Source organism: Streptomyces xanthophaeus (genome assembly GCF_030440515.1).
GTDB lineage: Bacteria > Actinomycetota > Actinomycetes > Streptomycetales > Streptomycetaceae > Streptomyces > Streptomyces kutzneri.
The window spans coordinates 6,017,425-6,041,369 of record NZ_CP076543.1; the positions used below are offsets into that span (position 1 = coordinate 6,017,425).

A 23,945-nucleotide genomic window follows, 5' to 3' on the forward strand; every position below is an offset into this window, starting at 1 on the left:
GCGGATCAGCTACCTTTCCACCAAACATTTGTTAGGTGAGGAAGGTAGCAGCCTATGGAGCTCGACGGGAGGGTTGTCGTCGTCACCGGAGGGACCCGGGGCGTCGGCGCCGGGATCGCCCGGTCGTTCCTCGCGGCCGGCGCGGACGTGGTCGTCTGCGCCCGGCGGCCACCGGACCAGGAGGTGGCGGCGGACGGCCGGACGGCCGCCTTCATCCCGGTCGACCTGCGCGATCCCGCCGCCGTGCACACGTTCTTCGGCACGGTCGCCGACCGGTACGGGCAACTCGACTGCCTGGTCAACAACGCGGGCGGCACCCCGTACCGGCTGCTGGGCGAGGGCGAGGCACAGCGCCACGCACGCGTCGTCGAGCTCAACCTGCTCGCGCCGATGACCGCCTCGCTCGCGGCCTACCCCTGGCTGCGCGAAGCGCGGGGCTCGGTGGTCATGATCGGCAGCGTCAGCGGGACCCGCCCCTCGCCGGGGACGGCCGCCTACGGCGCCGCCAAGGCAGGGCTGGAGAACCTGGCCCGGTCCATGGCCGTCGAATGGGCCCCCGACGTACGGGTCAACTCCCTCCTCCTCGGCATGGTGCGGACCGAACTGGCCCACCTGCACTACGGCGACGAGGCCGGCATCGCGTCGGTCGGCGCCACCGTCCCGCTGGGACGGCTGGCGGAACCCTCGGACGTGGGCGGGGCCGCGGTGTTCCTGGCCTCGGACCGGGCGGCGTACGTGAGCGGGGCGAGCCTGCTGGTGCACGGCGGCGGGGAGCGCCCGGCGTTCCTGGATGCGGCAACTGTCAACAAGGAGAGCTGAGATGGCGGGACTGTGTGAAGGTCGGGTCGTGATCGTGACGGGCGCGGGGCGGGGGCTGGGGCGGGCCCATGCGCTGGCCTTCGCGGCGGAGGGGGCGAAGGTCGTCGTGAACGACCTCGGGGTCGGGCTCGACGGGCTGCCGGGGCCGGACGGCCCGGCGGCCCAGGTGGTCGCCGAGATCGAGGCGCTGGGCGGAAAGGCGCTCGCGCACGGCGGGGACATCGCCACGTCCAAGGGCGCGGCCTCCCTGGTGACGGCGGCCGTGGACACCTTCGGGCGCCTGGACACCCTCGTCAACAACGCGGGCTTCCTGCGGGACCGGATGCTGGTCAACCTGGACGAGGACGACTGGGACGCGGTCATGCGGGTCCACCTGAAGGGCCACTTCCTGCCGCTGCGGTCGGCGGCCGCGTGGTGGCGGGCGGAGGCCAAGGCGGGCCGGCCCGTGGCCGCCCGCGTGGTCAACACCTCCTCCGGGGCCGGACTGCTCGGCTCGGTCGGCCAGGGCAACTACAGCGCGGCCAAGGCCGGGATCCTCGGCCTGACGATGGTCGCCGCGGAGGAGATGGGCCGCTACGGGGTCCAGGTCAACGCGATCGCCCCGGCGGCGCGGACCCGGATGACGGAGCGGACCTTCGCAGAGACCATGGCCGCCCCCGAGGCGGGCGGCTTCGACGCCATGGCCCCGGAGAACGTCTCCCCGCTGGTGGTGTGGCTGGGGGCGGACGCCTCGGCGGGGGTCACGGGCCGGGTCTTCGAGGCGGAGGGCGGCCGGATCACCGTGATGGAGGGCTGGCGGCCGGGCCCCACGGCGGACCGGGGCGCACGCTGGACCCCGGCGGAGGCGGGGGCGGCCACCTTGGAACTCCTCGCGGCGGCGCAGGCTCCGCTGCCGGTGTACGGCGCGCGGTAGCCGCCCCGGGTCCGGTCCCGGCGGCGGGGGCGGAGGCTAAGGTTCCTGGTCCGGGACAAGAGCCGAAGGGACACGAACCGACGATGGCCGACACGCCGACCCCGCAGAAGATCACCACGTTTCTGATGTTCGAGGGGCGGGCCGAGGAAGCCATGAGCTTCTACGTCTCGCTGTTCGACGACGCCGAGGTGCTCGCCGTCAGCCGCTACGGCCCCGACGAAACCGGACCCGGGGCCGGGCCCGCGGGAACCGTGCGCCACGCGACCTTCTCCCTGGCCGGACAGCAGCTCATGTGCATCGACAGCCCGGCCCAGCACGCGTTCGGCTTCACGCCCGCGGTGTCGCTGTACGTCCAGTGCGAGGACGACGCCGAGATCGACCGCCTCTACCGCGCGCTCGCCGAACAGGGCCAGGAGCTGATGCCCCTGGGCTCGTACGGATTCAGCCACCGGTTCGGCTGGGTGAACGACCGCTTCGGCGTCTCCTGGCAGCTGAACGTCGCGGCCCCGCCCAGCGCGGGCGGGTGAGGGGCCGGACTCAGGCCCCGGCGCCGCCGCCCGGCCCGGGCTGCTCCAGGCCGGGCATCTCCAGGGCCGAGCCCATCCCGACCGTGCACACCGTGCCCCGGCCCGGCGGCACCCCGCAGGGATCCCCGCTCCGTACTCCTGCCGGGAGGGCGCCTGCAGCGCCTGCTGCTGCCGGGTCGCCGAGGGCGAGGTGGAGATGACCCGTAACGAGGTCCTCGACGGGACGGACCTGGCCGAGGGCTACGTCCTGGCCTGCCAGGCCCTCCCGCTCGGCCCCGCCGTGCGGATCACGTACGGGTGAAGGGGGGTGTCCGGCAGGACGCGCGGCCGCTAGCTTCTCCGGGGGAAGCGCTCGCTGCGCACGGCAATCGGTTCGGGAAGCGGGGCTGGGCCCATGTCCGACACCATCACGCTCGCCGTCGTCGGGGCGGGGGACCGGGGGAGCGGCCACGCCGGATGGGCCCTGGCCCATCCGGACCGGGCCCGGGTGGTCGCGGTCGCCGAACCGCGCGCGCCCCGGCGGGAGCGGCTCGCCGCCGCCCACCGCATCGACCCCCACCACGTGCTCGGCGACTGGCGGGAGCTCGCCGCCCTCGGACGGATCGCGGACGCGGTGCTCGTCTGCACCCTGGACCGCGACCACCTGGAGCCGGTCCTCGCGTTCGCGGCGCTCGGCTACCACATCATGCTGGAGAAGCCGATGGCCCTCACGGAGGACGAGTGCCGGCGCATCGTCGACGCCGTCGAGCGGGCCGGCGTCATCCTCTCCGTCGGGCACGTCCTGCGCTACACGTCTTACACGCAGACCCTCAAGGACGTCGTCGACTCCGGCCGCATCGGCGACATCGTGAGCGTCCAGCACCTGGAGCCGGTCGGCTTCTGGCACCAGGCCCACTCGTTCGTACGGGGCAACTGGCGGCGCGCCGACGAGGCGACGACCATGCTGATGGCCAAGTCCTGCCACGACCTGGACTGGCTCCAGTACGTGCTGGGGCGCCCGCCCGTACGGGTCTCCAGCTTCGGCCGCCTCTCGCACTTCCGGCCCGAGAACAGGCCGGCGGGTGCGGCGGACCGCTGCCTGGACTGCACGGTCGAGCCGGACTGCCCGTACTCCGCGGCACGCGAGTACGGCGACAGGCTGGCCGACGGCCGCCACCGCTGGCCGCTGAGTGTGCTGATCGACGAGTTCACCCCGCGGGCCCTGGAGACCGCGCTGCGGGAGGGGCCCTACGGGCGGTGCGTGTACGCCTGCGACAACGACGTCGTCGACCATCAGGTGGTGGCCATGGAGTTCGACTCGGGGGCGACGGCCACCTTCACCATGACCGCCTTCACCGAGCAGGCGGACCGCCACACCCGGATCTTCGGAACCCGCGGCGAACTGCGGGGCGACGGCCGCACGATCACGGTCTACGACTTCCTGACCCGCACCGAGGAGCAGGTGGCCATCGGCGCGGGCGGGCCGATGGAGGCCGCGGGCGGCCACGGCGGAGGCGACGCCGGCCTCATGGACGCCTTCGTCGCCGCCGTCGCCACCGGCGATCCCGGCCTGGTCAGGTCCGGTCCGCGGGAATCGCTCACCAGCCACCTGACGGTCCTGGCCGCCGAACGGGCCCGCTGCTCCGGCACGGTGGAGCCGGTGGGGCCGCCGCCCGTCCAGGACCCGTAAACGAAGCGGGCCCGGCCCCCTGGCGAGGGGTCGGGACCGGGTCTTCGTTTCTTGCGGTGGGATATGACTACCCGCTACATCCACTCGCTGAACCGCAACCAGCCCATCATGTTGTCCAATTCCTGCTCCGAGACCTCCGGCCGGGGGTCCCGAGGCCGCGCGGCCGCCGCCCGGCCGGCCCGTCCCGGCCCGTCCAGCTCGCGCCACACGGCCCGCGCGCAGGCCGGAACGGCCGGTCCCGGCCGGGCCAGTTCACGCTCTCCCCGGCACGAGGACACAGCGGGCCCGCACGGCCCGCCGCCCCGGGGCCGCAGCTCTCAGGTCAGGAGAGCTTGCCGTTGTAGTCCGGCAGCTTGACGGTGCGCTCCGCGTGACCGCCGACGAGGTCGGTCGGGCTGTTGCCGATGTTGGCGATGATCGTGTAGCCGCGCGCCTCGATCTCGGCCCGCTTGTCCGTCTTGTAGGCGCTGACCTGCTCGAACAGGTCGGGCAGGTCACGGACGTAGAGCCCCGAGACCGGGTAGCCCACGGCCTTGAGGTTGCGCTCGGTGAGGGAGTGGATGATCCCGGGGCGGGCGGTGACGAAGAAGATCGCCACGCCGCGGTCGTGCGCGTACTGGGTCAGCGCGCGGACCTTGGCGATCGCGGGGGTCGGGAAGGTCCAGAACCAGTGGAAGTCCGTCTCCAGCGAGGTGTTGTCGATGTCGAGGACGAGGGCGGGCTTCTCACCGGCGGGCGAGGCGGCGATGCGCGCCTCGATGGCGGGCCGGGCCGCGTCGATCACGGCGGCGACGTCCCGTTGCCAGGTGGCGTAGTCGATGCCGAGGATCGCGGCGTTGCCGCCGGGCGCCGAGGCGGCCGCAGACGCGGACGCGGGTGCGGACACGGGCGCGGGCGCCGGGACGGGCGCGGCCTGGGCGGCGGTGGCCGGAACCAGCGTCAGGACGGCGGCGGCCGCGGCCACTCCGGCGGCGGCGGTACGGGGCATACGGGTGCGGCGGGTGCTGCGCATGGGGGGCGCTCCCTCGGTCACGAGTTGGCATGTACGTGACCAGAGTTGGCGAGAATCGAACCCATGTCTACTGGCCGGTAGGAAACTTTTCGTGGCCGCGTGATGAATGATCTAGGTGGTGCAGTCGAGGACGGTGCGGCACAGCCCGCACCGGGCCCGCAGCCGCCCGCGCACCGGCACCCGCAGCCGCTGCGCGCACACCGGACACGGGAAGCTCACCCGCAACCCGGCGCCTTCCCCCTGCTGTTCGAAGCGGTACGCCGAGCCGTCGGCGGGGTCGGCCCCGGTGCGCCGCGCCTTCGCGTACCGTCGCCGCGCCAGCGGCCCGGCGGCCGTCAGCGGGGCCCGGCGGTGGTCGCGCCCGGCCAGCGCGCGCCCGCGCACGTAGGCCTCGTACGCCTGGGGGCTGGTGAACCAGGGGGCGGGGTCCTCGCCGAACAGTGCGGCGCGCTTGGCGAGGACGTAGCCGAACTCCTCCGGCGTGAGGTAGCCGAACCGCTGGTGGGTCAGCGCGTCCTCGCGGTAGGCGTCCAGGAGCAGCCAGCCCGCCCCCAGATACGCGGCGGCGGTGTCGGTGAGGATCTCGTTCTCCGCGGTGCCGGGGAAGCGCAGGTCCAGGCGGTGCAGCAGGACGTGGGCCACCTCGTGCGCGAGGGCGGCCGCCAGGTCGCGGCGGTGGGTGCGGAAGCGGTCGTTGACCTCGACGAAGTACTCGGGGCCCGCGGCCAGTTCCACGGTGGCGGCCTGCTCCATCGCCCGGAAGGAGACCACGATGCGCGCGTCGGGCAGCCGTAGCGCGCGCACGGTCGCGGCGGCCACCCGCTGGGCGCCCAGGTGGAGGTCGTCGGTGGCGTCGAAGGCGGCGTCGGCGGGGGCGAAGCTCGTGTCGTAGGCGCGGATCCCATCGGCCGACAGCCGGCGGAAGAGCGCGGTGATCGAGGCGCGCACGGTCGCCAGATGCGGAAATCCGTGCTCGATGGGGCTGCCGGGCGCCCTGTTCTCCGTCACCGGGCCCTCCTTACCGCAATCCCTGCCGTCTGGACGGGAGTTGGCCGAAATTGCCTTCTTGATGTCCACCACACGCCTGTTGTGTCATGGACCCGTCATTCACCCGATGACGCGCACGCACGGCCCAACCCCCCACGAAAGGCAGTGTGTTGACTGTGACCACCCTTGTGCAGTTGATGAAGCGCTCCCTCGCCGTCGGCGCGGTCGCCCTCGCAGCCGTCAGCCTCCAGCCCGGCACCGCCACCGCCGGCCCGGCACCCGTCGTCGGCGGCACCCGAGCCGCCCAGGGCGAGTTCCCCTTCATGGTGCGCCTCTCCATGGGCTGCGGCGGCGCCCTGTACACCCAGCAGATCGTCCTCACCGCCGCCCACTGTGTGAGCGGCTCCGGCAACAACACCTCCATCACCGCCACCGCCGGAGTCGTCGACCTCAACAGCTCCAGCGCCATCAAGGTCAAGTCCACCAAGGTCCTCCAGGCCCCCGGCTACAACGGCAAGGGCAAGGACTGGGCCCTCATCAAGCTCGCCAAGCCCATCAACCTGCCCACCCTCAAGATCGCGGACACCAAGGCCTACGACAACGGCACCTTCACCGTCGCCGGCTGGGGCGCCGCCCGCGAAGGCGGCGGCCAGCAGCGCTACCTCCTGAAGGCCAACGTTCCCTTCGTCTCCGACGCCAGCTGCCAGAGCTCGTACGGCAGCGACCTCGTCCCCGGCGAGGAGATCTGCGCCGGCCTGCCCCAGGGTGGCGTCGACACCTGCCAGGGCGACTCCGGCGGCCCCATGTTCCGCCGCGACAACAACAACGCCTGGATCCAGGTCGGCATCGTCAGCTGGGGCGAAGGCTGCGCCCGGCCGAACTACCCCGGCGTCTACACCGAGGTCTCCACCTTCGCCGCCGCGATCAAGAGCGCCGCGGCAGGCATGTAGCTCCACCCGCTCGTCCCGCTCGTCCCGCTCGCCCTTCCGGCCGGTCACCCACCGGCCGGAAGGGCGAGCGGGTGTCTGGCCGGTCAGGCCGGACTCGCGGCGCCCGGCCCGCACCCCGGTCCCACGGGACGCGACCGGTGGCGGCAGCGGGCGACAGCGGGGCAGGTGGCGCATGCCGATCCGAGTGGTCATCGCGGACGACCAGGAGAGGGTCGGAACCGGATTCCGGATGATCCTGGAGAGCCGACCGGACACCGGCCGGACGTCCTGCCCCTCGACATCCGCATGCCCGGACTCGACGGCCTCGAAGTCACCCGCCGCCTGTCCGGCAACCCCGGCCCACCGCACATCGTCATCGTCACCACCTTCGGCCTCGACGAGTACGTCCACGCGGCGCTCCACGGCGGAGCGTCCGGCTTCCTCCTGAAGGACGCCGGCCCGGCCATGCCGGTTGAAGCGGCCCGGGCGGCAGCCTCGGCGACTCCCTCGTCCCACCCCCACCCCCACCCGCCATCACGGTCCGCCTCCTGCGCGAAACGGCCCCGCGCACCCCGGCCCCGATCCCGGCTCCCACCCCAGCCCCGCCGGCGCCCGAAGCCGGGGGCACGTGCGGGTACGGGTGCGCAGGCGCGGGCCGGCTGCGCCTGGGCCTCCCGGGGCTCCGCCCCGGACCCCGCGCCTCAAACGCCGGCGGGGCTGGAAGGGCCGCCGCCGCAGGCAGCCGCGGCAGCCACACACGCTGGGACTCGGGGTCGCCCGGGGCCACCCGGTTCGCCGCCGCCGTGACCTGGCTGCATGGCCGTACCGGCCCGGGACGCCGCCCCGGGCCGGTACGGGTCACCCTGCGCACCGTCCCGGCCGCCCCGCCGCACTCGACCTGGACGCCCTAGGGAGCCGTCCCTAACCCAGCGCGATGGCCCGCAGCGCGGCCAGATGCCGCTGGTAGACCGCCCGGCCCTCGGCGGTCAGCGAGAGCCAGGTGCGCGGACGCCGCCCCACCCGGCCCTTGCCGACCTCCACCCAGCCCGCCTCCTCCAGCGCCGCGACCTGCTTGGACAGCACCGAGTCCGAGACCTCGACCAGGTCCCGTACGAAACCGAACTCGGCCTTGTCCAGCGGAGCCAGCGCCGCCACCACCGACAGCCGTACGGGCGCATTGAGCAGCGGCGCGAGGTCGTGCCGCGGATGCCCGCCCCGCTTCGCGTCCGCCCCCGGGCCCGTGGCCGGTTCGTCCGTCATGCCGCACCCCTCGTCTCGGTCCAGGCGCCGACGGCCAGCGGCAGCGCACACGCCAGCGCGGCCGCCACCGCGAACGGCACGCCGTGGCCGAACGCCGCGGTCCCGAGCGTGATCGACAGGGCGAACACCACCGCCCAGGAACCCACCAGCACCCCGTGCTTCACACCGAACCCCCGCCGCACCACGCGCTGCCGCGCCGCGTACACGCTCAGCCCGGTCACCAGCAGCCCGTTGGTCACCGCGAACACCGCCCCCGAGACCGGCCCCTGCCACAGCACGGCGATCGGTACGAGCACCAGCTGCCCGGCCGCGAACACCCACAGGTAGCGCGCGTACCAGCCACTGCGCCGCCGCGCCGCCTGCTCCAGACCCGCCGCCCGGCCCAACGCCCCGACCGCCTTCGCCGACTCCTGCATGGTTCCCCCTCGCTCGCACACGGATGACCGTCCCCAGTTGATTTCCACTATGGCGAGTACTTTCCATTCTGGCAAGTGTCGGGTTGCCGTCTCACAGGCCGACTGCCAGAGGAACCGACGGCCGCCGCCACGTATTCTCGGGAACCATGAACATCAGCGACCTCGACAACGGCACCGGCACCGGCATCGGCACGGGCACGGGCGCGGCCGACGACGCCGCAGGCATCGACGAGAGCGTCACCGCCGAACTCGCGCGCCTGCGCGACAGCATCGACAACATCGACGCCGCCGTCGTCCATATGCTCGCCGAACGCTTCAAGTGCACCCAGCAGGTCGGCCACCTCAAGGCCAGGCACCAGCTGCCCCCCGCCGACCCGGGTCGCGAAGCCAGCCAGATCGCCCGCCTGCGCCAGCTCGCCGAGAACGCCAAGCTCGACCCCGCCTTCGCCGAGAAGCTCCTCAACTTCATCATCGCCGAGGTCATCCGCCACCACGAGACGATCGCTGCGGGCGAAGAGTAGAAGACCGGGGTCCGGCCGCCCACTGGGGCAGCATGGGCCCCATGTCCGCACTGACGCGCAACGAAGCGCAGCTCCGAGCCCAGCTCCTCGACGTCCAGCACTACGCCGTCACCCTCGACCTCACCGGCGACGACGAGACCTTCGACTCCACCACCGTCGTCAGGTTCACCGCCCGCACCGCCGCAGACACCTTCATCGAGCTGAAGCCCGTCGAGCTGCGCTCCGCCACCCTCGACGGCAACCCCCTCGACCCGGCCACCCTCGCCGACGACCGCCTCCCCCTCGAAGGCCTCACCGAAGGCCCCCACGAGCTGCGCCTCGACACCCGCATGCGCTACTCCCGCACCGGCGAGGGCCTGCACCGCTTCACCGACCCCGCCGACGGCCACACCTACGTCTACAGCCAGATGTTCCTGGACGACGTCCAGCGGGTCTTCCCCGCCTTCGACCAGCCCGACCTCAAGGCCGTCTTCGAATTCACCGTCACCGCCCCCGCCCACTGGACCGTCCTCGCCAACGGCATCACCACCCGCACCGCCGCCGCCCCCGACAACAGCGGCGCAGCCATCTGGCAGTCCGCCCCGACCCCCCTCATCTCCACCTACCTCGCCGCCGTCGCCGCCGGCCCGTGGCACAGCATCCGCACCGAACACGCCGGACTGCCCTTCGGCATCCACTGCCGCCAGTCCCTCGCACCCCACATGGACGTCGACGCCGAGGAAATCCTCTCCATCACCAAGGCCTGCTTCGACCGGTACCAGGAGAAGTTCACCGAGCCCTACCCCTTCGACTCCTACGACCAGGCCTTCGTACCCGAGTTCAACGCCGGCGCCATGGAGAACCCCGGACTCGTCACCTTCCGCGACGAGTTCATCTTCCGCTCCGCCGTCACCGACACCGAACGCCAGTCCCGCGCCATGGTCATCGCCCACGAGATGGCCCACATGTGGTTCGGCGACCTCGTCACCATGGCCTGGTTCGACGACATCTGGCTCAACGAATCCTTCGCCGAATACATGGGCTACCAGACCCTCACCGAAGCCACCCGCTTCACCGACACCTGGACCGACTTCGGCGTCACCCGCAAGCCCTGGGGCTACGACGCCGACCAGCGCCCCTCCACCCACCCCGTCGCCCCCGCCCCCGAAGACGTCCCCGACACCGCCTCCGCCCTCCTCAACTTCGACGGCATCTCCTACGCCAAGGGTGCCTCCGCCCTGCGCCAACTCGTCGCCTGGCTCGGCGAGAAGGACTTCCTGGCCGGCATCAACACCCACTTCGCCCGCCACAAGTTCGCCAACGCCTCCCTCGCCGACTTCATCGACTCCCTCGCCGCCCACACCGAACGCGACGTCCGCGCCTGGGCCGACATCTGGCTGCGCACCACCGGCATCGACACCCTCACCCCCCGCATCGAGGAGTCCGAGGGCCGCCCCGACACCCCCGCCGGCTGGACCCTCACCGTCGACCGCCGCGGCAGCCGCCCCCACCACATCGCCGTCGGCGTCTACGACCGCGACCCCGTCGACGGCCGCTTCCTCGAACTGCGCGAACTCCTCGACCTCGACATCCCCTCCGACGAGATCATCTCGGTGAACGGAGCCCGCCCCGCCCTCCTCGTCCTCAACGACGTCGACCTCACCTACGCCAAGGTCCGCCTCGACGAAACCTCCGTCGAAACGGTCCTGCGCGGCCTCTCCGGCATCCCCGACGCCCTCACCCGCGCCGTCGTCTGGAACGCCCTGCGCGACATGGTCCGCGACGGCGAACTCGACCCCCACGACTACCTGGCCACCGCCTCCGCGCACCTGCCCGAGGAGGACGACCTGGCCATCGTCCAAGGCGTCCTCGCCTTCGCCCGCACCCAGGTCGCCGTCCGCTACCTCGCCCCCGAAGAGCAGGCCGCCGCGCTCGCCACCCTCACCACCATCGCCCGCGACCTCCTGCGGCGCACCGAGGACGGCTCCGAGCCCGGCATGCGGCTGACCGCCGTACGCACCCTCGTCGACAGCGCCACCCAGCCCGACACCATCGCCGCCTGGCTCACCGACGACACCGTCCCCGGCGGCCCCGCCCTCGACCCCGAACTGCGCTGGCGCATCCTCGGCCGCCTCGCCGTCCTCGGCGCCGTCGGGGAGACCGAGATCGACGCCGCCCTCGCCGCCGACACCAGCGCCACCGGCCAGGAAGGCGCCGCCCGCTGCCGCGCCGCCCTCCCCACCGCCGAGGCCAAGGCCGCCGCCTGGGACCGCCTCTTCCACGACGACACCCTGTCCAACTACCTCTTCAGCGCCACCGCCCAGGGCTTCTGGCAGCCCGAACAGGCCGAACTGCTCACGCCGTACGTCACCCGCTACTACCCGGAGGCCGTCGCCCTCGGCGCCCGCCGCGGCCCGGCCATCGGCGAGGCCGCCGGCCGCTGGGCGTTCCCCGCGTACGCCATCGACGAGTCCAACCTCCGGGCCGGCCACACCTGCCTCACGAACCCGGACATCCTCCCCCTCCTGCGCCGCAAACTGGTGGACCAACTCGACGACCTCGCCCGAGCCCTCCGGGTCCGGTCCTCTGACGAGAGCTGACCGAAGGCCGAAAGCGCGAAGCCGAGGCCGTGCCGGTGACGGGGGCGGGGTGCGCAGGGCGCCATACATCATGCAGTCCCGGACGACACCCCGCCCCGGCCCCCGCCCCGGCATCGGCCCGGGGGCCACCGCCGGGCCTCCCGCCGTGCCGGTGACGGGGGCGGGGTGGGGTGCTGTCCGGGACGTAGAACGTGATTTGTTGGCGCACCCGCAGCCCGTACGCACCACTCGGCCCAGGGCGCCATAAATCATGCAGTCCCGGGCGGCACCCCACCCCGCCCCCGGCGCCGGCACCCCGCCCCCGGCGCCGGCACCCCGCCCCCGGCGCCGGCACCCCGCCCCCGGCGCCGGCACCCCGCCCCCGGCACCCCGCCCCCGGCGCCGGCACCCTGTCCCGCCCCCGCCCAGCCCCCGGCAGGGACCGGCAGGGACCGGCCCCCCGACTCCGGACAAACCCCGGCGGTTACCCCATTCGGGCCTGATCGTTGTACTGGCCGGGTGCCTCCCACCGCACCCGGCCAGCCCCGGAGGGACCCCCGATGACCGCGCAGCCCGGCACACCCACACCGCCCCCGCTCGCCGGCGGCCCCCACGGCCCCGACGCCCTGCGCCCCCTCCTCGCCACCGTCCTCGACGCCCTCACCACCGGCGCCCACGACCGCGGCGGCCCCCTCCCCGCCGGCGGTCCCACCGCCGTCACCGCCCGCGTCCGCACCGCACTCGGCGACGCCGGTGTACTCCCCGCCCACGGCACCGGCCCCCACGAAGCCCTCCGCACCCTCGTACACACCCTCGCCGCCGGCGCCGCCGACCCCGCCGACCCCCTCTGCGCAGCCCACCTGCACTGCCCCCCGCTCGCCGTCGCAGCCGCCGCCGACCTCGCCGCCAGCGCCCTGAACCCCTCCCTCGACTCCTGGGACCAGGCCCCCGCCGCCTCCGCCCTCGAAGCCCTCCTCACCCGCACCCTCGCCGCCGAGTTCTACGACACCCCCCACGCCGACGCCCTCGTCACCACCGGCGGCACCGAAGCCAACCAACTCGCCGTCCTCCTCGCCCGCGAACGCCACGGCCCCGCCCTCACCGTCCTCCACGGAGCCAACGCCCACCACTCCGTCCCCCGCGCCGCCTGGCTCCTCGGCCTGCCCCCGGCCACCGAAATCCCCACCCCCGCCGGCACCCTCGACCCCGCCCGCCTCGCCGAAGCCCTCGCCACCACCCCCGGCCCCACCCTCGTCACCGCCACCGCCGGCACCACCGACGCCGGACTCATCGACCCCCTCCACCGCATCGCCGACCTCTGCGACCGCTACGGCGCCGACCTCCACATCGACGCCGCCTACGGCGGCCTCCTCGCCCTCAGCCCCCGCCACCGCGACAAACTCGCCGGACTCGGCCGCGCCCACTCCCTCACCATCGACCTGCACAAACTCGGCTGGCAGCCCGTCGCCGCAGGCCTCCTCGCCGTCCCCGACACCACCCACCTGGCCCCCCTCGCCCACCAGGCCGACTACCTCAACGCCACCGACGACACCGAAGCCGGCCTGCCCGACCTCCTCGGCCGCTCCCTGCGCACCACCCGCCGCCCCGACGCCCTCAAGATCGCCACCACCCTCCGCGCCCTCGGCCGCGACGGCCTCGCCGCACTCATCGACCGCACCATCGACACCGCACACCACCTCGCCCGGCTCCTCGACGCCCACCCCGGCTTCGAACTCCACGCACCCCCCACCCTCACCACCGTCCTCTTCCGGCCCACCCACGCCGACGACGACCACCTCGCCACCCTGCGCCGCACCCTCCTGCACCAAGGCCGCGCCGTCCTCGGCCGCACCCACGCCGACGGCCGCCTGTGGCTCAAAGCCACCCTGCTCAACCCGCACACCACAGCGGGGGACCTGGACCAGCTCATCTCCCTCCTGGAAGGCAGCACCCACCGATGACCGCCCAGCTCGACGCCCCCCACGACCTCGTCGGAATCGGGATCGGCCCGTTCAACCTGTCCCTCGCGGCCCTCGCCCACGGCCTGCCCCGACAAGGAGCCGGCGAACTCGCCACCGCCTTCTACGACCAGCGCCGAGACTTCCGCTGGCACCCCGGCCTCCTCATCGAAGGCGCCACCCTCCAGGTCCCCTTCCTCGCCGACCTCGTCACCCTCGCCGACCCGGCCAGCCCCTGGAGCTTCCTCAGCTACCTCAAGCACAAGGAACGGCTCTTCCCCTTCTACTTCGCCGAGCAGTTCCACATCCACCGCGCCGAATACGACGCCTACTGCCGCTGGGTCGCCGACCGCGTCCCCGGACTCCACTTCGGCCACCAGGTCGACGCCGTCCGCTGGAACCCCGAACGCGACCTCTTCGAAGTCGACTTCACCCAACTCGACGCCACCGGCGAAGCCGAAGCCCTCGGCCGCACCTACACCCGCAACCTCGCCCTCGGCATCGGCACCGCCCCCTACGTCCCCGAACCCCTGCGCCCCCTCGCCGACGCCCCCACCGTCCCCGTCATCCACTCCGCCGACTACCTCGACAACCGCCCGCGCATCCTCGGCGCCGACCACGTCACCGTCATCGGATCGGGCCAGTCCGGCGCCGAAGTCTTCCTCGACCTCCTCCGCGCCCGCCCCGCCGGCCGCGAACGCCTCACCTGGCTCGCCCGCACCCCCTCCTTCGCCCCCATGGAGTACTCCAAGCTCGGCCTCGAACACTTCACCCCCGACTACACCCGCTACTTCCACTCCCTCCCCGAACCCGTACGCGACCAGCTCGTCCCCGCCCAATGGCAACTCCACAAGGGCATCGACGCCGACACCATCGCCGCCATCCACGCCGAGCTCTACCGCCGCACCCTCCACGGAGGCTGGCCCGACACCGTCCTCACCCCCGGAGTCAGTGTCCGCACCGCCGGCCGCGTCGCCACCACCAAGGTCGAACTCCACCTCGAACACATCGAGCAGGGCACCCGCTCCCGCCTCACCACCGACGCCGTCATCCTCGCCACCGGCTACCAGGAACGACCCCTCGGCAGCCTCCTCGCAGGCCTCGACCCGTACCTGCGCAAGGACTCCTCCGGCCGCCCCCGCATCGACGACCGCTACCGGATGATCCTCGACCCCACCGTCACCGGCAGCATCTTCGTCCAGAACGGCGAACGCCACACCCACGGCGTCGGCGCCCCCGACCTCGGCCTCGCCGCCTGGCGCAGCGCCGCCATCCTCAACACCCTCACCGGCAAAGAGCCCTACCCCCAGCCGGCCCGCACCGCCTTCACCACCTTCGGCCTCGACCAGCGCGAACCCACCCGCCCCCGCCCCGCCGGCGAACTCCTCGCCCTCGTCGAGCACCCGTAGCGGGTGTCCTGCCGATCAGGCCGGGATCGCGGCGCCGACCGACCGGACACCCCCCAGGGGGCACCCGAAACCGCCCCCACCACCGGCATTAGGGTCGCCGCATGCAGCGAACCAGTGCCGACGGGGTCACCGTCCTGTGGACGTCCGCGCCCACCCCCGGCCCCCTCACCGCCCAGCTCTCCTTCGGGACCGGGGTCCGCGACGAAACCGCCCCCACCATGGGCGTCACCCGCGTCATCGAAGCCCTCGTGATGTCCACCACCGGCAACCGCCTCCACGAGTTCACCAGCGCGGTCGACACCGAGACGACGTCCTTCCACGCCAAGGGCACCCCCCAGGACATCACCGACTTCCTGCACACCGTCTGCGCGGTCCTCTCCGAACTCCCGCTGCACCGCACCGGACACACCGCCCGCCTCCTCGGCATCCACGGCGCCCGAATACCGCAACACCAGGCAGCCGTACCCCTCAGCGCCCGCTACGGCCCTCACGCCACCGGCCTGGTCATGCACCACCACCCCGCCATGTACGACCACATCACCCCCGACACCGTCGCCGCCCACGCCGCCGGCCACTTCACCCGCGGCAACGCCGTCCTCGCCCTCGACGGCCCCCCGCCCCCGGGCCTCACCCTCCCCCTGCCCGACGGACCCCCACCCCGGCGCACCGCACCCCCCAACCGCACCCCCGCCTCCTGGCAGCACCGCCCCGTCGACACCGCCTCCCTCCTCCTCACCTCCGGAACCGGCGACCCCACCGCCGATGCCGCCCACCACATCCTGCGCCGCCGCGTCGAACACACCGCCCGCGACCTCAGGGGCATCAGCGACAACGTCACCACCCACCGCTTCCTCCGCGACCGCCTCACCTTCGACCGCGTCCTCCTCCTCGACCTCCACGACGACGACGCAGCGACAGCGGCCGAGATCCTCTGGCACGAAACCCTCCGCCTCACCCGCGAAGGACCCGCACAGGACGAACTCGACGCGTTCACCGCACACCACCGCGCCACCCTCAACCGCACGAACGGCCACTGGCACTCACTCGAACGGGCCATCACCACCGAACACTTCGGCATCCCCCACCTCGACGACCGCACCCTCCTGGAGCGCTACGCCGCCATCACCCACCAGGACGTCAGCACCCACCTCGAACGCGCCCTCACCGACGCCGTCCTCGTCGTACCCCACCAGGTCTTCCTCCAGCCCAGAACCCTCCAGAGCACCCCCCTGCCCAACTCCGACTGCTGGCGCCCGGGCGACCGGCACCCCCCGACCCCCGGCACCCACTTCCGCATGAACCGCCTCCGCCGAGCCCGGACCCCCCGCCACGAACAGGGCAGCTACGTCCTCACCCCCTGGGGCCTGGTCACCCGCGACGCCCACGGCGACGAACACGACATCCGCTTCGACGAGGTCGCCCTCCTCACCCACGACGGCCCCGGCCGCATCGCCCTCACCGGCTGCGGCTGCGACATGCACGTCCACCCCCACCAGGTCGCCCGCGGCAACCGACTCGTCGCCGCCCTCGACGCCGCCGTCCCCGCCCACCTCACCCGCACCACCCCCTGAACGCACACGGGGCCGGGACCCGCCGCCGCGGACCCCGGCCCCCTGAGGTGCCTCCTACGACCAGCGCCTAGAACACCGGCACGCCCGCCCGCGTCAGACGCCAGTCCACCGACGCGAACTGCGCCGGATCGACGGTCCCCTTCGCCTTCACCCACTGGATGATCGTGTTCCGGATCTCGTCCGAGTTCGACCACAGCTGCTTGGCCTGCGGCACATGCGGGAAGTTCCCACCACCCGAAGCCCGGTAATTGTTCACCGCCAGCACGAACTGCGCCGCCGGATCCACCGCCTTCCCCTGGAAGGTCAGCCCCGTGATCCGCGAACCCGCCGGCTGCGCGATGTCGATGTCGTACGCCAGCCCGTACACCGCGTCGTAGTTGTAATCCGGAATGCTCTCGGCGTTCGTCAGCTTCGCCGGATCCACCGGAACACCCGCCGCCGTCTGCACGTAATACCGCGCCGAGTACTCCAGATAGTCCTTCACCTGCGCACCCGTCAGCAGCCGCGCCTCCATCGTGTTCTCGAACGGGTACAGCCCCGCCGCATCCTTGATCGTCACCTGACCGGCCGGGATCCCCGCAGTCCGCGAGAAGCACGACGCCTGCGACAACACCGGAAGCGCAGCCCACTGCGTACCCGCCAGCGCCGCCTTCACCGTCTCCGCCTGCACGTGGTTGATCAGATCGATGATCGCCACGTCCTTCACCGGCCCCTCCGCCGACGACATCGCCTGCGTCGACGTACCGATCACCTGGTTCACGTACGCCACGACCTTGCGGTGCTCGTCCGACAGCAGCCCCGTGATCTTCGGGTCCTCCGCCACCGTGTTCGAGTTCAGCACCCTCGCCGCGACCTTCTCCACCGACCAGCGGCCCTTCGCCCACGTCAGCTCGAAGTCGAACAGCGTCAGCCGCTGCCCCCACTTCAGCGGCTCCGACAGCACCACGTCCTTGCCGGTCGCCTTGTTCTTCACCCGGTACTCGGGAATCTCCGTGTGCGCATGCCCCACCAGGATCGCGTCGATCCCCGGCACCTGCTCCGCCACCAACGCCGCCGCGTTCTCGATGTACGGCAGCTGGTCACCGTACGACGACGTACCGCTCGAACCCGAATGCGCGGACACGATCACCACATCGGCGCCCATCGAACGGAGCTTCGGCACGTACTTCGCCGCCTGCTCCTCCAGCCCCGGGAACGTCATCTTCCCCTGCACGTTCGCCTTGTCCCAGATCGCGATACCCGGGTTCGTCAGCCCCAGCACCGCCACCTTCACATCACGCCCGTGCGGAGTCCGCAGACAGTGCATGCTGTACGGCGCGAACGCCGGCCGCAGCGTCCGCGCATCCAGCGCGTTCGCCCCCAGCAGCGGGAAATCACACTGCTCCTCGAACTTCCGCAGCACCGGTATCCCGTAGTTGAACTCGTGGTTCCCCAGCGCCGCCGCGTCATACCCGATCGCGTTCATCGCCTGCGCCATCGGGTGCACCGGACCACGCCGCGCGGTGATCGGATCCACCTTCGCGTAGTAGTACGACAGCTGCGTGCCCTGGATCGTGTCACCCGCGTCGATCAGCAGCGTGTTGCGCCGCCCCTTCTCCGCCCGCACCTGCTCCACCAACGTCGAAATCTTCGCCAGACCGACGTCGTTGTGCGCCTTGTCGTCGAACTCCTTGTCCGTGAAGTAGTCCCAGTTGAAGACATTCCCGTGCAAGTCGGTCGTACCCATCACCGTGAAGGAGTACGTCCGCGCCCGGGACCCGGACACCTCCACACCCTGCGGGGCCGCCGCGGCCGGAGCGCTCGCGGCCCCCGCCAACGCCACAGCCGCACCCGTCGCAGCCGTACCACCCAGGAAAGTCCTACGGTCGAACGCCATACCATCTCCCTTTTGAGGCCTGAACAACGCGCGTAGATTCTGACCCAGCAGTAACAAGCCGCAACACCCCCACCAGGTTTCGATCCGGTGACCACACCCGAACGAGCGACAGTGCGACAGTGAAACCATGACCCAGGACGCATCGCACCAGCCCTACGGAACCCCCGAAGTACCCCGCGTAGCGGTCCGCGGCGAAGCCCGCATCGAAGTCGACCCCGAGATCGCCCGCATCGGAATCACCGTCAGCGCCCGCGGCACCGACCGCCGCACCGCACTCGAAGACCTCACCCGCCGCAACAACACCGCCCTCGACCTCATCAAGAGCTACGGCGACCCCGTCGAAAAACTCGAAACCGGCGCCTTCTCCATCACCCCCGAACTCACCCGCCACGGCCGCGCCGAACGCATCCGCGCCTACCACGGCCGCGTCCACATCACCGCCGAACTCAGCGACTTCACCACCCTCGGCGAACTCACCACCCGCCTCGCCGACCTCGAACTCACCCAGGTCGACGGCCCCTGGTGGGCCCTGCGCCCCACCTCACCCGCCCACGGCCAAGCCCGCCGCCAAGCCGTGCTCGAAGCCGTCCAGCGCGCACGCGAATACGCCGAAGCCCTCGGCGCGAACCTCGCCGCCCTCGTCGAACTCGCCGACCTCGGCGCCGAGAACGCCGCCCCTTTCGCCGCCGTCCCCGGCGCCGGCATGCGCACCATGGCCTTCAGCACCGCCGAGGACGCCGGCCCCCCGCCGCTCGACCTCGAACCCCAGCGCCAGACCGTCTACGCACAGGTGAACGCCCGCTTCACCATGACCCCGCCACAACTCTGAAGAACCCACGAAAGACACCCCGGGGGTGCTCATCAGAGCACCCCCATGCACATTCAACACTTGTCAACAACCTTTTGCCCAACGGTTGTTGATTGGACACCCGGAAGCGATTACCTACCCGCAGGTAGGGGAATACGCTCGCCTCATGCGCCGAGCGAAAATCGTATGTACCCTGGGCCCCGCAACCGACTCATACGACCAGATCAAAGCACTGGTCGAAGCCGGAATGGACATCGCCCGCCTCAACCTCAGCCACGGCACCACAGCCGAACACGAGGAGCGCTACCAGCGCGTACGCAAGGCCTCCGACGAGACCGGCCACAGCGTCGGCATCCTCGCCGACCTTCAAGGCCCGAAGATCCGACTCGGCCGCTTCCGCGAAGGACCCGTACTCCTTGAACGCGGTGACGAATTCACCATCACCGTCGAAGACCACGAAGGCGACCGCCACACCTGCGGCACCACCTACAAAGGCCTCGCCACCGACGTCACCACCGGCGAACTCATCCTCGTCGACGACGGCCGCGTCACCCTCGAAGTCACCACGGTCGACGGCCCCCGCGTCCACACCCGCGTCATCGAAGGCGGCATGGTCTCCGACCACAAAGGCCTCAACCTCCCCGGCGTAGCCGTCTCCGTCCCCGCCCTCTCCGAAAAAGACATCGAAGACCTCCGCTGGGCCCTGCGCACCGGCGCCGACGTCATCGCCCTCTCCTTCGTCCGCAGCGGCCGCGACATCCAAGACGTCCACCGCATCATGGACGAAGAAGGCCGACGCCTCCCCGTCATCGCCAAGATCGAAAAGCCCCAAGCCGTCGAAAACATCGACGACATCGTCGCCGCCTTCGACGGCATCATGGTCGCCCGCGGTGACCTCGGCGTCGAAATGCCCCTCGAACAAGTCCCCATCGTCCAAAAGCGCGCCATCAAACTCGCCAAGCGCAACGCCAAACCCGTCATCGTCGCCACCCAAATGCTCGACTCGATGATCGACAACTCCCGCCCCACCCGAGCAGAAGCCAGCGACGTCGCCAACGCCATCATCGACGGCACCGACGCCGTCATGCTCTCCGGCGAAACCAGCGTCGGCAAATACCCCATCGAAACCGTCCGCACCATGTCCCGCATCGTCGAAGCCGCCGAAGAAGACATCCTCGCCAAGGGCCTCCCCCCACTCACCGACCGCAACAAACCCCGCACCCAAGGCGGAGCCGTCGCCCGCGCAGCCGCAGAAATGGGCGACTTCCTCGACGCCAAATTCCTCATCGCCTTCACCCAGAGCGGCGACACCGTCCGCCGACTCTCCCGCTACCGCTCACCCATCCCCCTCCTCGCCTTCACCCCCGACCCCGCCACCCGCTCCCAGCTCAACCTCACCTGGGGCGTCGAAACCTTCCTCGGCCCCCACGTCGACTCCACCGACGCCATGGTCGCCCAAGTCGAAGAAGAACTCCTGCGCATCGGCCGCTGCGTACCCGGCGACACCGTCGTCATCACCGCCGGCTCACCCCCCGGCGTCACCGGCTCCACCAACCTCGTCCGCATCCACCACATCGGCGACGCGGTCCACTGACCCACCCGACGCACCGCGTCGGGCCACACCACCCGCCCGACGCGGTCACCCCCCACCCCCGCCTACCAACCGAACCGCCGATCCACCACCACCGCGAACTCCTCGAACGACAACACCGCATCCCCATTCGCATCAGCCGCATCGAACAACGCCGACGACGCAGCCGCATCCCCCACACCCCAGAACGGCAGATCCCCCCGCGCCGCCAGAGTCGGCCCCTTCGACCGCAGCGCCGAGATCACCTCCGCCCGCGTCAGCTCCCCGTCCTCATCCAGATCGAGCGCGTCGAACAGCTTCCGGGCCTTCTCACTCATCACGGATTCCCTCGTCGAACCAATCCCTTGACCTCAACCTAACCTGAGGTCATACGGTCGCCCTATGACGATCAAGGAACACCCCCAGCAGCAGCTCGCCGCCCAGCCCATCGGCTACTGGACCCGCGCCGCAGCCGATCTGGTGATCGGCGGGCTCCGCACAGCCCTCGCCGAGGAGAGCCTCACCCAACCCCACTGGTGGACGCTCAACCACGTAGCAGGCGCCCCCGGTCGATGGACCCGCGAGGCCCTCACAGCAAAGCTGGCCCCCTACGACGACCAGCACACCGACTTCGAGGCCATGTACGCCGACCTCACCACCCGCGGCTGGCTCACCGAGACCGACCACCGCCTCACCCTCACCGAAGCCGGCGAAGCAGGCCGCCTCCGCGCCCACGCCCGCAACGCCAAGGTCCACGCCGCCATGCGGCAGGGCATCGACGACACCACCTACGCGGCCACGATCAACACCCTCCGCCGCCTGGTCGCCAACCTCGGCGGCAACGCCGACCTCCCGTAACGCCATACTGGCCCCCACGACGCACACACGGGGGACCGACCGGATGACCACGCAGCGACCCCACGACGACTGCGCACCCCGCCCAGGCACCTGCCGCCTCCCCGAACCATGGATGTGCGACGTGTTCCACGTCGACGGAAGCCTGCGCGACATCACCGTCACGGACACCGACGACACCCACTGGAACCAGGTCCTACACCACCTCCGCACCACCGCCGACCAGCTCACCTGGTACGACGGCCCCGAGGGACAGAACCTCGACCCGAACGACACCAGCGACCCGTTCGCCACCATCGAGGACGGCTACACGGCAACCCTCGCCGTCCGATACGGCCACACCCGCTTCTCGGCCCATCTGCCGGTCGACGGGATCGAATTCTCCCTCTGGCCCGACGACATCGAGGACGGCACCCACGTCGCCGACGTGCTGCGCTTCCTGACCGACCTGGGCACGGCATGCGACCGCCCCGCCGTCCTCACCGCCGAGACCGTCACCGGCCACCACCAGCTCCCGCCCCTGATCACCTACGACCCGACCACCGGAACCACCACGCACCTCTGAAGCTAGTACTTCGGCCCGATGTGGGCGTCCATGAGGGCGACGCAGCCCCTCCGCGCGACGGACACGTTGAACGGATCGCTACCGCGGGCCAGCACCGTCCACCGGACCCCGACCTTGGTCAGCGTGTCCGTGCACAGCTTCCGGATGTCGTCGGACTTGTTGGTGAAGAAGTACCGCGGGTACTCGTAGCGCTTGCCGTTCCGGACGGTCCAGTTGGTGACCCGACACCCGTCGGAATGGATCAGCCCCCGCAGGAACTCCCAGGGGTGAGCATCGACGATCTCCTGCTGCCAGCCTTCGAGAACGATCCGCCGCTCATGCTTCTTGCCGGGCCCGTGCTGCGGGAACAGGCATGGCAGGTGCTTGAAGTACACCTTGATGTTCTGTGCTCCCGCAGTTCGCACGCGGCACGTGGCATTGTGCGGAAAGACGGCGTGCAGTGCGGCTTCTGCCTCGTCCTGAATGCCTGGCCACGCGTTGTCCAAGGTGATCATGAGGCTTGGCACCTTGTGCTTCACGTAGTGGCTGATGTGCCCGTCGCCGAGGTAGAGGCCTAGGAGGTAGGCGTAGGCGGCTCGGTCCAGAGCTCGTCCGTCACAGCGGGGGCACAGGAGTGACTGGCGGTTGGCAACCGGCTCTCCCCGTTTGCAGCGGTCTATGTGTTTCCAGTAGCTGACGGTTCCGAGCGGGACATCGAGGTGGCGCGCAACGTCCGCGTTTCTCGCGCCGCCGCGTAACAGAGATAGGGCCGTTTGCCGTACGTCGAGGCTGTGGAACTCCATGGAACAACTGTGCGTGACCATGAGTGGCTGCACGTAGCAAAAAGTGGACGTTCACGCGAAGGTGAACGTCCACTTTTTCGAACGCAGTGCCGGGTGCGGGACTCGAACCCGCAAGCCCTCACGGGCAGATGTGTTTGAGACATCCGTGTATGCCATTCCACCAACCCGGCAGGGTCGCACGTCGGAGTGTACCGGGTGACCATGCGGCGGCGCTGCTAGGTAGGCTCATCCAAGCAGCAGAGCCCCGCAAAGAGGAGCATCCGTGACCGCCGAGCACGAGTCGACGCCCACGCCCGACGCCGACCAGTCGCACGTTCCGCCGCTGACGACCCGCGTCGTCATCGCCGAGGACGAGGCGCTCATCCGTCTCGATCTCAAAGAGATGCTCGAAGAAGAGGGCTACTCCGTCGTCGGCGAAGCCGGCGACGGCCAGACGGCCGTCGAGCTCGCGCGCGAGCACCGCCCCGACCTGGTGATCCTCGACGTGAAGATGCCCGTCCTGGACGGGATCTCCGCGGCCGAGAAGATCGCGGAGGAGTCCATCGCGCCCGTGCTCATGCTGACCGCGTTCTCGCAGCGCGACCTCGTCGAGCGGGCCCGGGACGCGGGGGCCATGGCGTACCTCGTGAAGCCGTTCAGCAAGAGCGACGTGGTGCCGGCCATCGAGATGGCCGTGTCCCGCTTCGCGGAGCTGCGGGCGCTGGAGCAGGAGGTCGCGGACCTCTCGCAGCGCCTGGAGACGCGCAAGCTGGTGGACCGTGCGAAGAGCATCCTGCAGACGCAGTACGGGCTGACGGAGCCGGCCGCCTTCCGGTGGATCCAGAAGTCGTCCATGGACCGTCGGATGTCCATGCAGCAGGTCGCCGAGGTGGTCATCGAGGACGCCGAGGCGAAGAAGAAGGAGAGCGGCGCGTAGCGGCCGCTCCCGGACATGCGTGAG

23 protein-coding genes, 1 tRNA gene and 1 pseudogene are annotated in these 23,945 nt (G+C 71.2%); 17 read left to right on the forward strand and 8 right to left on the reverse strand.

The genetic code is table 11. The features are described from left to right. The first annotated feature begins 54 nt into the window (after nt 1-54). From KO717_RS26815 to KO717_RS26835, 5 genes are all read left to right on the forward strand, one after another. Nucleotides 55-819: an SDR family oxidoreductase gene (locus tag KO717_RS26815; protein ID WP_301371761.1), complete on the forward strand. Its 765-nt coding sequence runs from the start codon at nt 55-57 to the stop codon at nt 817-819. Between the two features lies 1 nt (nt 820). Further along, complete coding sequence (locus KO717_RS26820) at nt 821-1,732, forward strand: SDR family oxidoreductase (protein ID WP_301371762.1); 912 nt, start codon at nt 821-823, stop codon at nt 1,730-1,732. A gap of 83 nt (nt 1,733-1,815) precedes the next feature. Beyond that, the gene (locus tag KO717_RS26825) at nt 1,816-2,259 is read left to right on the forward strand and encodes a VOC family protein (RefSeq protein WP_301371763.1); all 444 of its coding nucleotides are present in this window, start codon (nt 1,816-1,818) and stop codon (nt 2,257-2,259) included. 40 nt (nt 2,260-2,299) lie between these two features. Beyond that, nucleotides 2,300-2,560: a 2Fe-2S iron-sulfur cluster-binding protein gene (locus KO717_RS26830; protein WP_301374778.1), complete on the forward strand. Its 261-nt coding sequence runs from the start codon at nt 2,300-2,302 to the stop codon at nt 2,558-2,560. A gap of 93 nt (nt 2,561-2,653) precedes the next feature. Then, nucleotides 2,654-3,928: a Gfo/Idh/MocA family protein gene (locus KO717_RS26835; RefSeq protein WP_301371764.1), complete on the forward strand. Its 1,275-nt coding sequence runs from the start codon at nt 2,654-2,656 to the stop codon at nt 3,926-3,928. Between the two features lie 322 nt (nt 3,929-4,250). Here the strand turns inward: KO717_RS26835 and KO717_RS26840 are convergent, their stop codons facing one another. Next, nucleotides 4,251-4,940, reverse strand: coding sequence for an HAD family acid phosphatase (locus tag KO717_RS26840; RefSeq protein WP_301371765.1), 690 nt, complete (start codon nt 4,938-4,940; stop codon nt 4,251-4,253). A gap of 111 nt (nt 4,941-5,051) precedes the next feature. Beyond that, a complete protein-coding gene (locus tag KO717_RS26845) occupies nt 5,052-5,948 on the reverse strand; it encodes a hypothetical protein (RefSeq protein ID WP_301371766.1) in 897 nt (298 codons plus the stop codon). A gap of 176 nt (nt 5,949-6,124) precedes the next feature. Between KO717_RS26845 and KO717_RS26850 the strand changes: the two genes are divergently transcribed. After that, nucleotides 6,125-6,877, forward strand: a complete 753-nt coding sequence (locus KO717_RS26850) for a S1 family peptidase (protein ID WP_437184655.1) — start codon at nt 6,125-6,127, stop codon at nt 6,875-6,877. 172 nt (nt 6,878-7,049) lie between these two features. Then, nucleotides 7,050-7,452: pseudogene (locus KO717_RS26855) on the forward strand (response regulator); the annotation flags it as partial. A gap of 325 nt (nt 7,453-7,777) precedes the next feature. Here KO717_RS26855 and KO717_RS26860 read toward each other — a convergent pair. Next, a complete protein-coding gene (locus tag KO717_RS26860; RefSeq protein WP_301371768.1) occupies nt 7,778-8,116 on the reverse strand; it encodes a winged helix-turn-helix domain-containing protein in 339 nt (112 codons plus the stop codon). Then, on the reverse strand, nt 8,113-8,532 hold the full coding sequence (locus tag KO717_RS26865; RefSeq protein WP_301371769.1) for a hypothetical protein: 420 nt from the start codon (nt 8,530-8,532) through the stop codon (nt 8,113-8,115). The genes KO717_RS26860 and KO717_RS26865 overlap by 4 nt, the downstream gene beginning before the upstream one ends. Nucleotides 8,533-8,678: 146 nt before the next feature. On the opposite strand from KO717_RS26865, the gene KO717_RS26870 reads away from it, so the two are divergent. From KO717_RS26870 to KO717_RS26890, 5 genes are all read left to right on the forward strand, one after another. Then, complete coding sequence (locus KO717_RS26870; protein WP_301371770.1) at nt 8,679-9,053, forward strand: chorismate mutase; 375 nt, start codon at nt 8,679-8,681, stop codon at nt 9,051-9,053. Between the two features lie 41 nt (nt 9,054-9,094). Then, nucleotides 9,095-11,632: an aminopeptidase N gene (pepN, locus tag KO717_RS26875; protein ID WP_301371771.1), complete on the forward strand. Its 2,538-nt coding sequence runs from the start codon at nt 9,095-9,097 to the stop codon at nt 11,630-11,632. Nucleotides 11,633-12,171: 539 nt separating this feature from the next. After that, nucleotides 12,172-13,572: a pyridoxal phosphate-dependent decarboxylase family protein gene (locus KO717_RS26880; protein WP_301371772.1), complete on the forward strand. Its 1,401-nt coding sequence runs from the start codon at nt 12,172-12,174 to the stop codon at nt 13,570-13,572. Continuing rightward, complete coding sequence (locus tag KO717_RS26885; protein WP_301371773.1) at nt 13,569-14,978, forward strand: lysine N(6)-hydroxylase/L-ornithine N(5)-oxygenase family protein; 1,410 nt, start codon at nt 13,569-13,571, stop codon at nt 14,976-14,978. Before KO717_RS26880 ends, KO717_RS26885 begins: the two co-directional genes overlap by 4 nt. Before the next feature lie 101 nt (nt 14,979-15,079). Next, entirely contained in the window at nt 15,080-16,549 is a 1,470-nt protein-coding gene (locus KO717_RS26890; RefSeq protein WP_301371774.1) for a hypothetical protein, read from the forward strand. Nucleotides 16,550-16,616: 67 nt separating this feature from the next. On the opposite strand, the gene KO717_RS26895 is transcribed toward KO717_RS26890, so the two are convergent. Then, complete coding sequence (locus KO717_RS26895; protein ID WP_301374780.1) at nt 16,617-18,425, reverse strand: bifunctional metallophosphatase/5'-nucleotidase; 1,809 nt, start codon at nt 18,423-18,425, stop codon at nt 16,617-16,619. 127 nt (nt 18,426-18,552) lie between these two features. Between KO717_RS26895 and KO717_RS26900 the strand changes: the two genes are divergently transcribed. After that, nucleotides 18,553-19,254 carry an SIMPL domain-containing protein gene (locus tag KO717_RS26900; RefSeq protein WP_301371775.1) on the forward strand — a complete coding sequence of 234 codons (702 nt, stop codon included), beginning with the start codon at nt 18,553-18,555 and terminating at the stop codon, nt 19,252-19,254. A 145-nt stretch (nt 19,255-19,399) separates the two neighbouring features. Further along, the gene (gene pyk, locus KO717_RS26905; protein WP_301371776.1) at nt 19,400-20,827 is read left to right on the forward strand and encodes a pyruvate kinase; all 1,428 of its coding nucleotides are present in this window, start codon (nt 19,400-19,402) and stop codon (nt 20,825-20,827) included. 62 nt (nt 20,828-20,889) lie between these two features. Here the strand turns inward: pyk and KO717_RS26910 are convergent, their stop codons facing one another. Beyond that, nucleotides 20,890-21,141 carry an EF-hand domain-containing protein gene (locus tag KO717_RS26910; protein ID WP_301371777.1) on the reverse strand — a complete coding sequence of 84 codons (252 nt, stop codon included), beginning with the start codon at nt 21,139-21,141 and terminating at the stop codon, nt 20,890-20,892. A 64-nt stretch (nt 21,142-21,205) separates the two neighbouring features. Between KO717_RS26910 and KO717_RS26915 the strand changes: the two genes are divergently transcribed. Both KO717_RS26915 and KO717_RS26920 read left to right on the forward strand, forming a co-directional pair. Next, nucleotides 21,206-21,661 carry a MarR family transcriptional regulator gene (locus tag KO717_RS26915; protein ID WP_301371778.1) on the forward strand — a complete coding sequence of 152 codons (456 nt, stop codon included), beginning with the start codon at nt 21,206-21,208 and terminating at the stop codon, nt 21,659-21,661. A gap of 43 nt (nt 21,662-21,704) precedes the next feature. Further along, nucleotides 21,705-22,223, forward strand: a complete 519-nt coding sequence (locus KO717_RS26920; protein ID WP_301371779.1) for a hypothetical protein — start codon at nt 21,705-21,707, stop codon at nt 22,221-22,223. A gap of 2 nt (nt 22,224-22,225) precedes the next feature. On the opposite strand, the gene KO717_RS26925 is transcribed toward KO717_RS26920, so the two are convergent. After that, on the reverse strand, nt 22,226-23,005 hold the full coding sequence (locus KO717_RS26925) for a helix-turn-helix domain-containing protein (RefSeq protein ID WP_301371780.1): 780 nt from the start codon (nt 23,003-23,005) through the stop codon (nt 22,226-22,228). A gap of 87 nt (nt 23,006-23,092) precedes the next feature. Next, nucleotides 23,093-23,175: transfer RNA gene (locus KO717_RS26930), tRNA-Leu, on the reverse strand. A 92-nt stretch (nt 23,176-23,267) separates the two neighbouring features. Between KO717_RS26930 and KO717_RS26935 the strand changes: the two genes are divergently transcribed. Further along, nucleotides 23,268-23,921 (forward strand): ANTAR domain-containing response regulator, encoded by a 654-nt coding sequence (locus KO717_RS26935; RefSeq protein WP_301371781.1) that lies wholly within the window; start codon nt 23,268-23,270, stop codon nt 23,919-23,921. Nucleotides 23,922-23,945: the final 24 nt, after the last annotated feature.

Excerpts from the sequence above, each read along its gene's own strand:
- KO717_RS26815 (WP_301371761.1), top strand. The coding sequence starts at position 55 with ATGGAGCTCGACGGGAGGGTTGTCGTCGTCACCGGAGGGACCCGGGGC.
- KO717_RS26820 (WP_301371762.1), top strand. The coding sequence starts at position 821 with ATGGCGGGACTGTGTGAAGGTCGGGTCGTGATCGTGACGGGCGCGGGG.
- KO717_RS26825 (WP_301371763.1), top strand. The coding sequence starts at position 1,816 with ATGGCCGACACGCCGACCCCGCAGAAGATCACCACGTTTCTGATGTTC.
- KO717_RS26835 (WP_301371764.1), top strand. The coding sequence starts at position 2,654 with ATGTCCGACACCATCACGCTCGCCGTCGTCGGGGCGGGGGACCGGGGG.
- KO717_RS26840 (WP_301371765.1), bottom strand. The coding sequence starts at position 4,940 with ATGCGCAGCACCCGCCGCACCCGTATGCCCCGTACCGCCGCCGCCGGA.
- KO717_RS26850 (WP_437184655.1), top strand. The coding sequence starts at position 6,125 with ATGAAGCGCTCCCTCGCCGTCGGCGCGGTCGCCCTCGCAGCCGTCAGC.
- KO717_RS26860 (WP_301371768.1), bottom strand. The coding sequence starts at position 8,116 with ATGACGGACGAACCGGCCACGGGCCCGGGGGCGGACGCGAAGCGGGGC.
- KO717_RS26865 (WP_301371769.1), bottom strand. The coding sequence starts at position 8,532 with ATGCAGGAGTCGGCGAAGGCGGTCGGGGCGTTGGGCCGGGCGGCGGGT.
- KO717_RS26870 (WP_301371770.1), top strand. The coding sequence starts at position 8,679 with ATGAACATCAGCGACCTCGACAACGGCACCGGCACCGGCATCGGCACG.
- pepN (WP_301371771.1), top strand. The coding sequence starts at position 9,095 with ATGTCCGCACTGACGCGCAACGAAGCGCAGCTCCGAGCCCAGCTCCTC.
- KO717_RS26880 (WP_301371772.1), top strand. The coding sequence starts at position 12,172 with ATGACCGCGCAGCCCGGCACACCCACACCGCCCCCGCTCGCCGGCGGC.
- KO717_RS26885 (WP_301371773.1), top strand. The coding sequence starts at position 13,569 with ATGACCGCCCAGCTCGACGCCCCCCACGACCTCGTCGGAATCGGGATC.
- KO717_RS26890 (WP_301371774.1), top strand. The coding sequence starts at position 15,080 with ATGCAGCGAACCAGTGCCGACGGGGTCACCGTCCTGTGGACGTCCGCG.
- KO717_RS26895 (WP_301374780.1), bottom strand. The coding sequence starts at position 18,425 with ATGGCGTTCGACCGTAGGACTTTCCTGGGTGGTACGGCTGCGACGGGT.
- KO717_RS26900 (WP_301371775.1), top strand. The coding sequence starts at position 18,553 with ATGACCCAGGACGCATCGCACCAGCCCTACGGAACCCCCGAAGTACCC.
- pyk (WP_301371776.1), top strand. The coding sequence starts at position 19,400 with ATGCGCCGAGCGAAAATCGTATGTACCCTGGGCCCCGCAACCGACTCA.
- KO717_RS26910 (WP_301371777.1), bottom strand. The coding sequence starts at position 21,141 with ATGAGTGAGAAGGCCCGGAAGCTGTTCGACGCGCTCGATCTGGATGAG.
- KO717_RS26915 (WP_301371778.1), top strand. The coding sequence starts at position 21,206 with ATGACGATCAAGGAACACCCCCAGCAGCAGCTCGCCGCCCAGCCCATC.
- KO717_RS26920 (WP_301371779.1), top strand. The coding sequence starts at position 21,705 with ATGACCACGCAGCGACCCCACGACGACTGCGCACCCCGCCCAGGCACC.
- KO717_RS26925 (WP_301371780.1), bottom strand. The coding sequence starts at position 23,005 with ATGGAGTTCCACAGCCTCGACGTACGGCAAACGGCCCTATCTCTGTTA.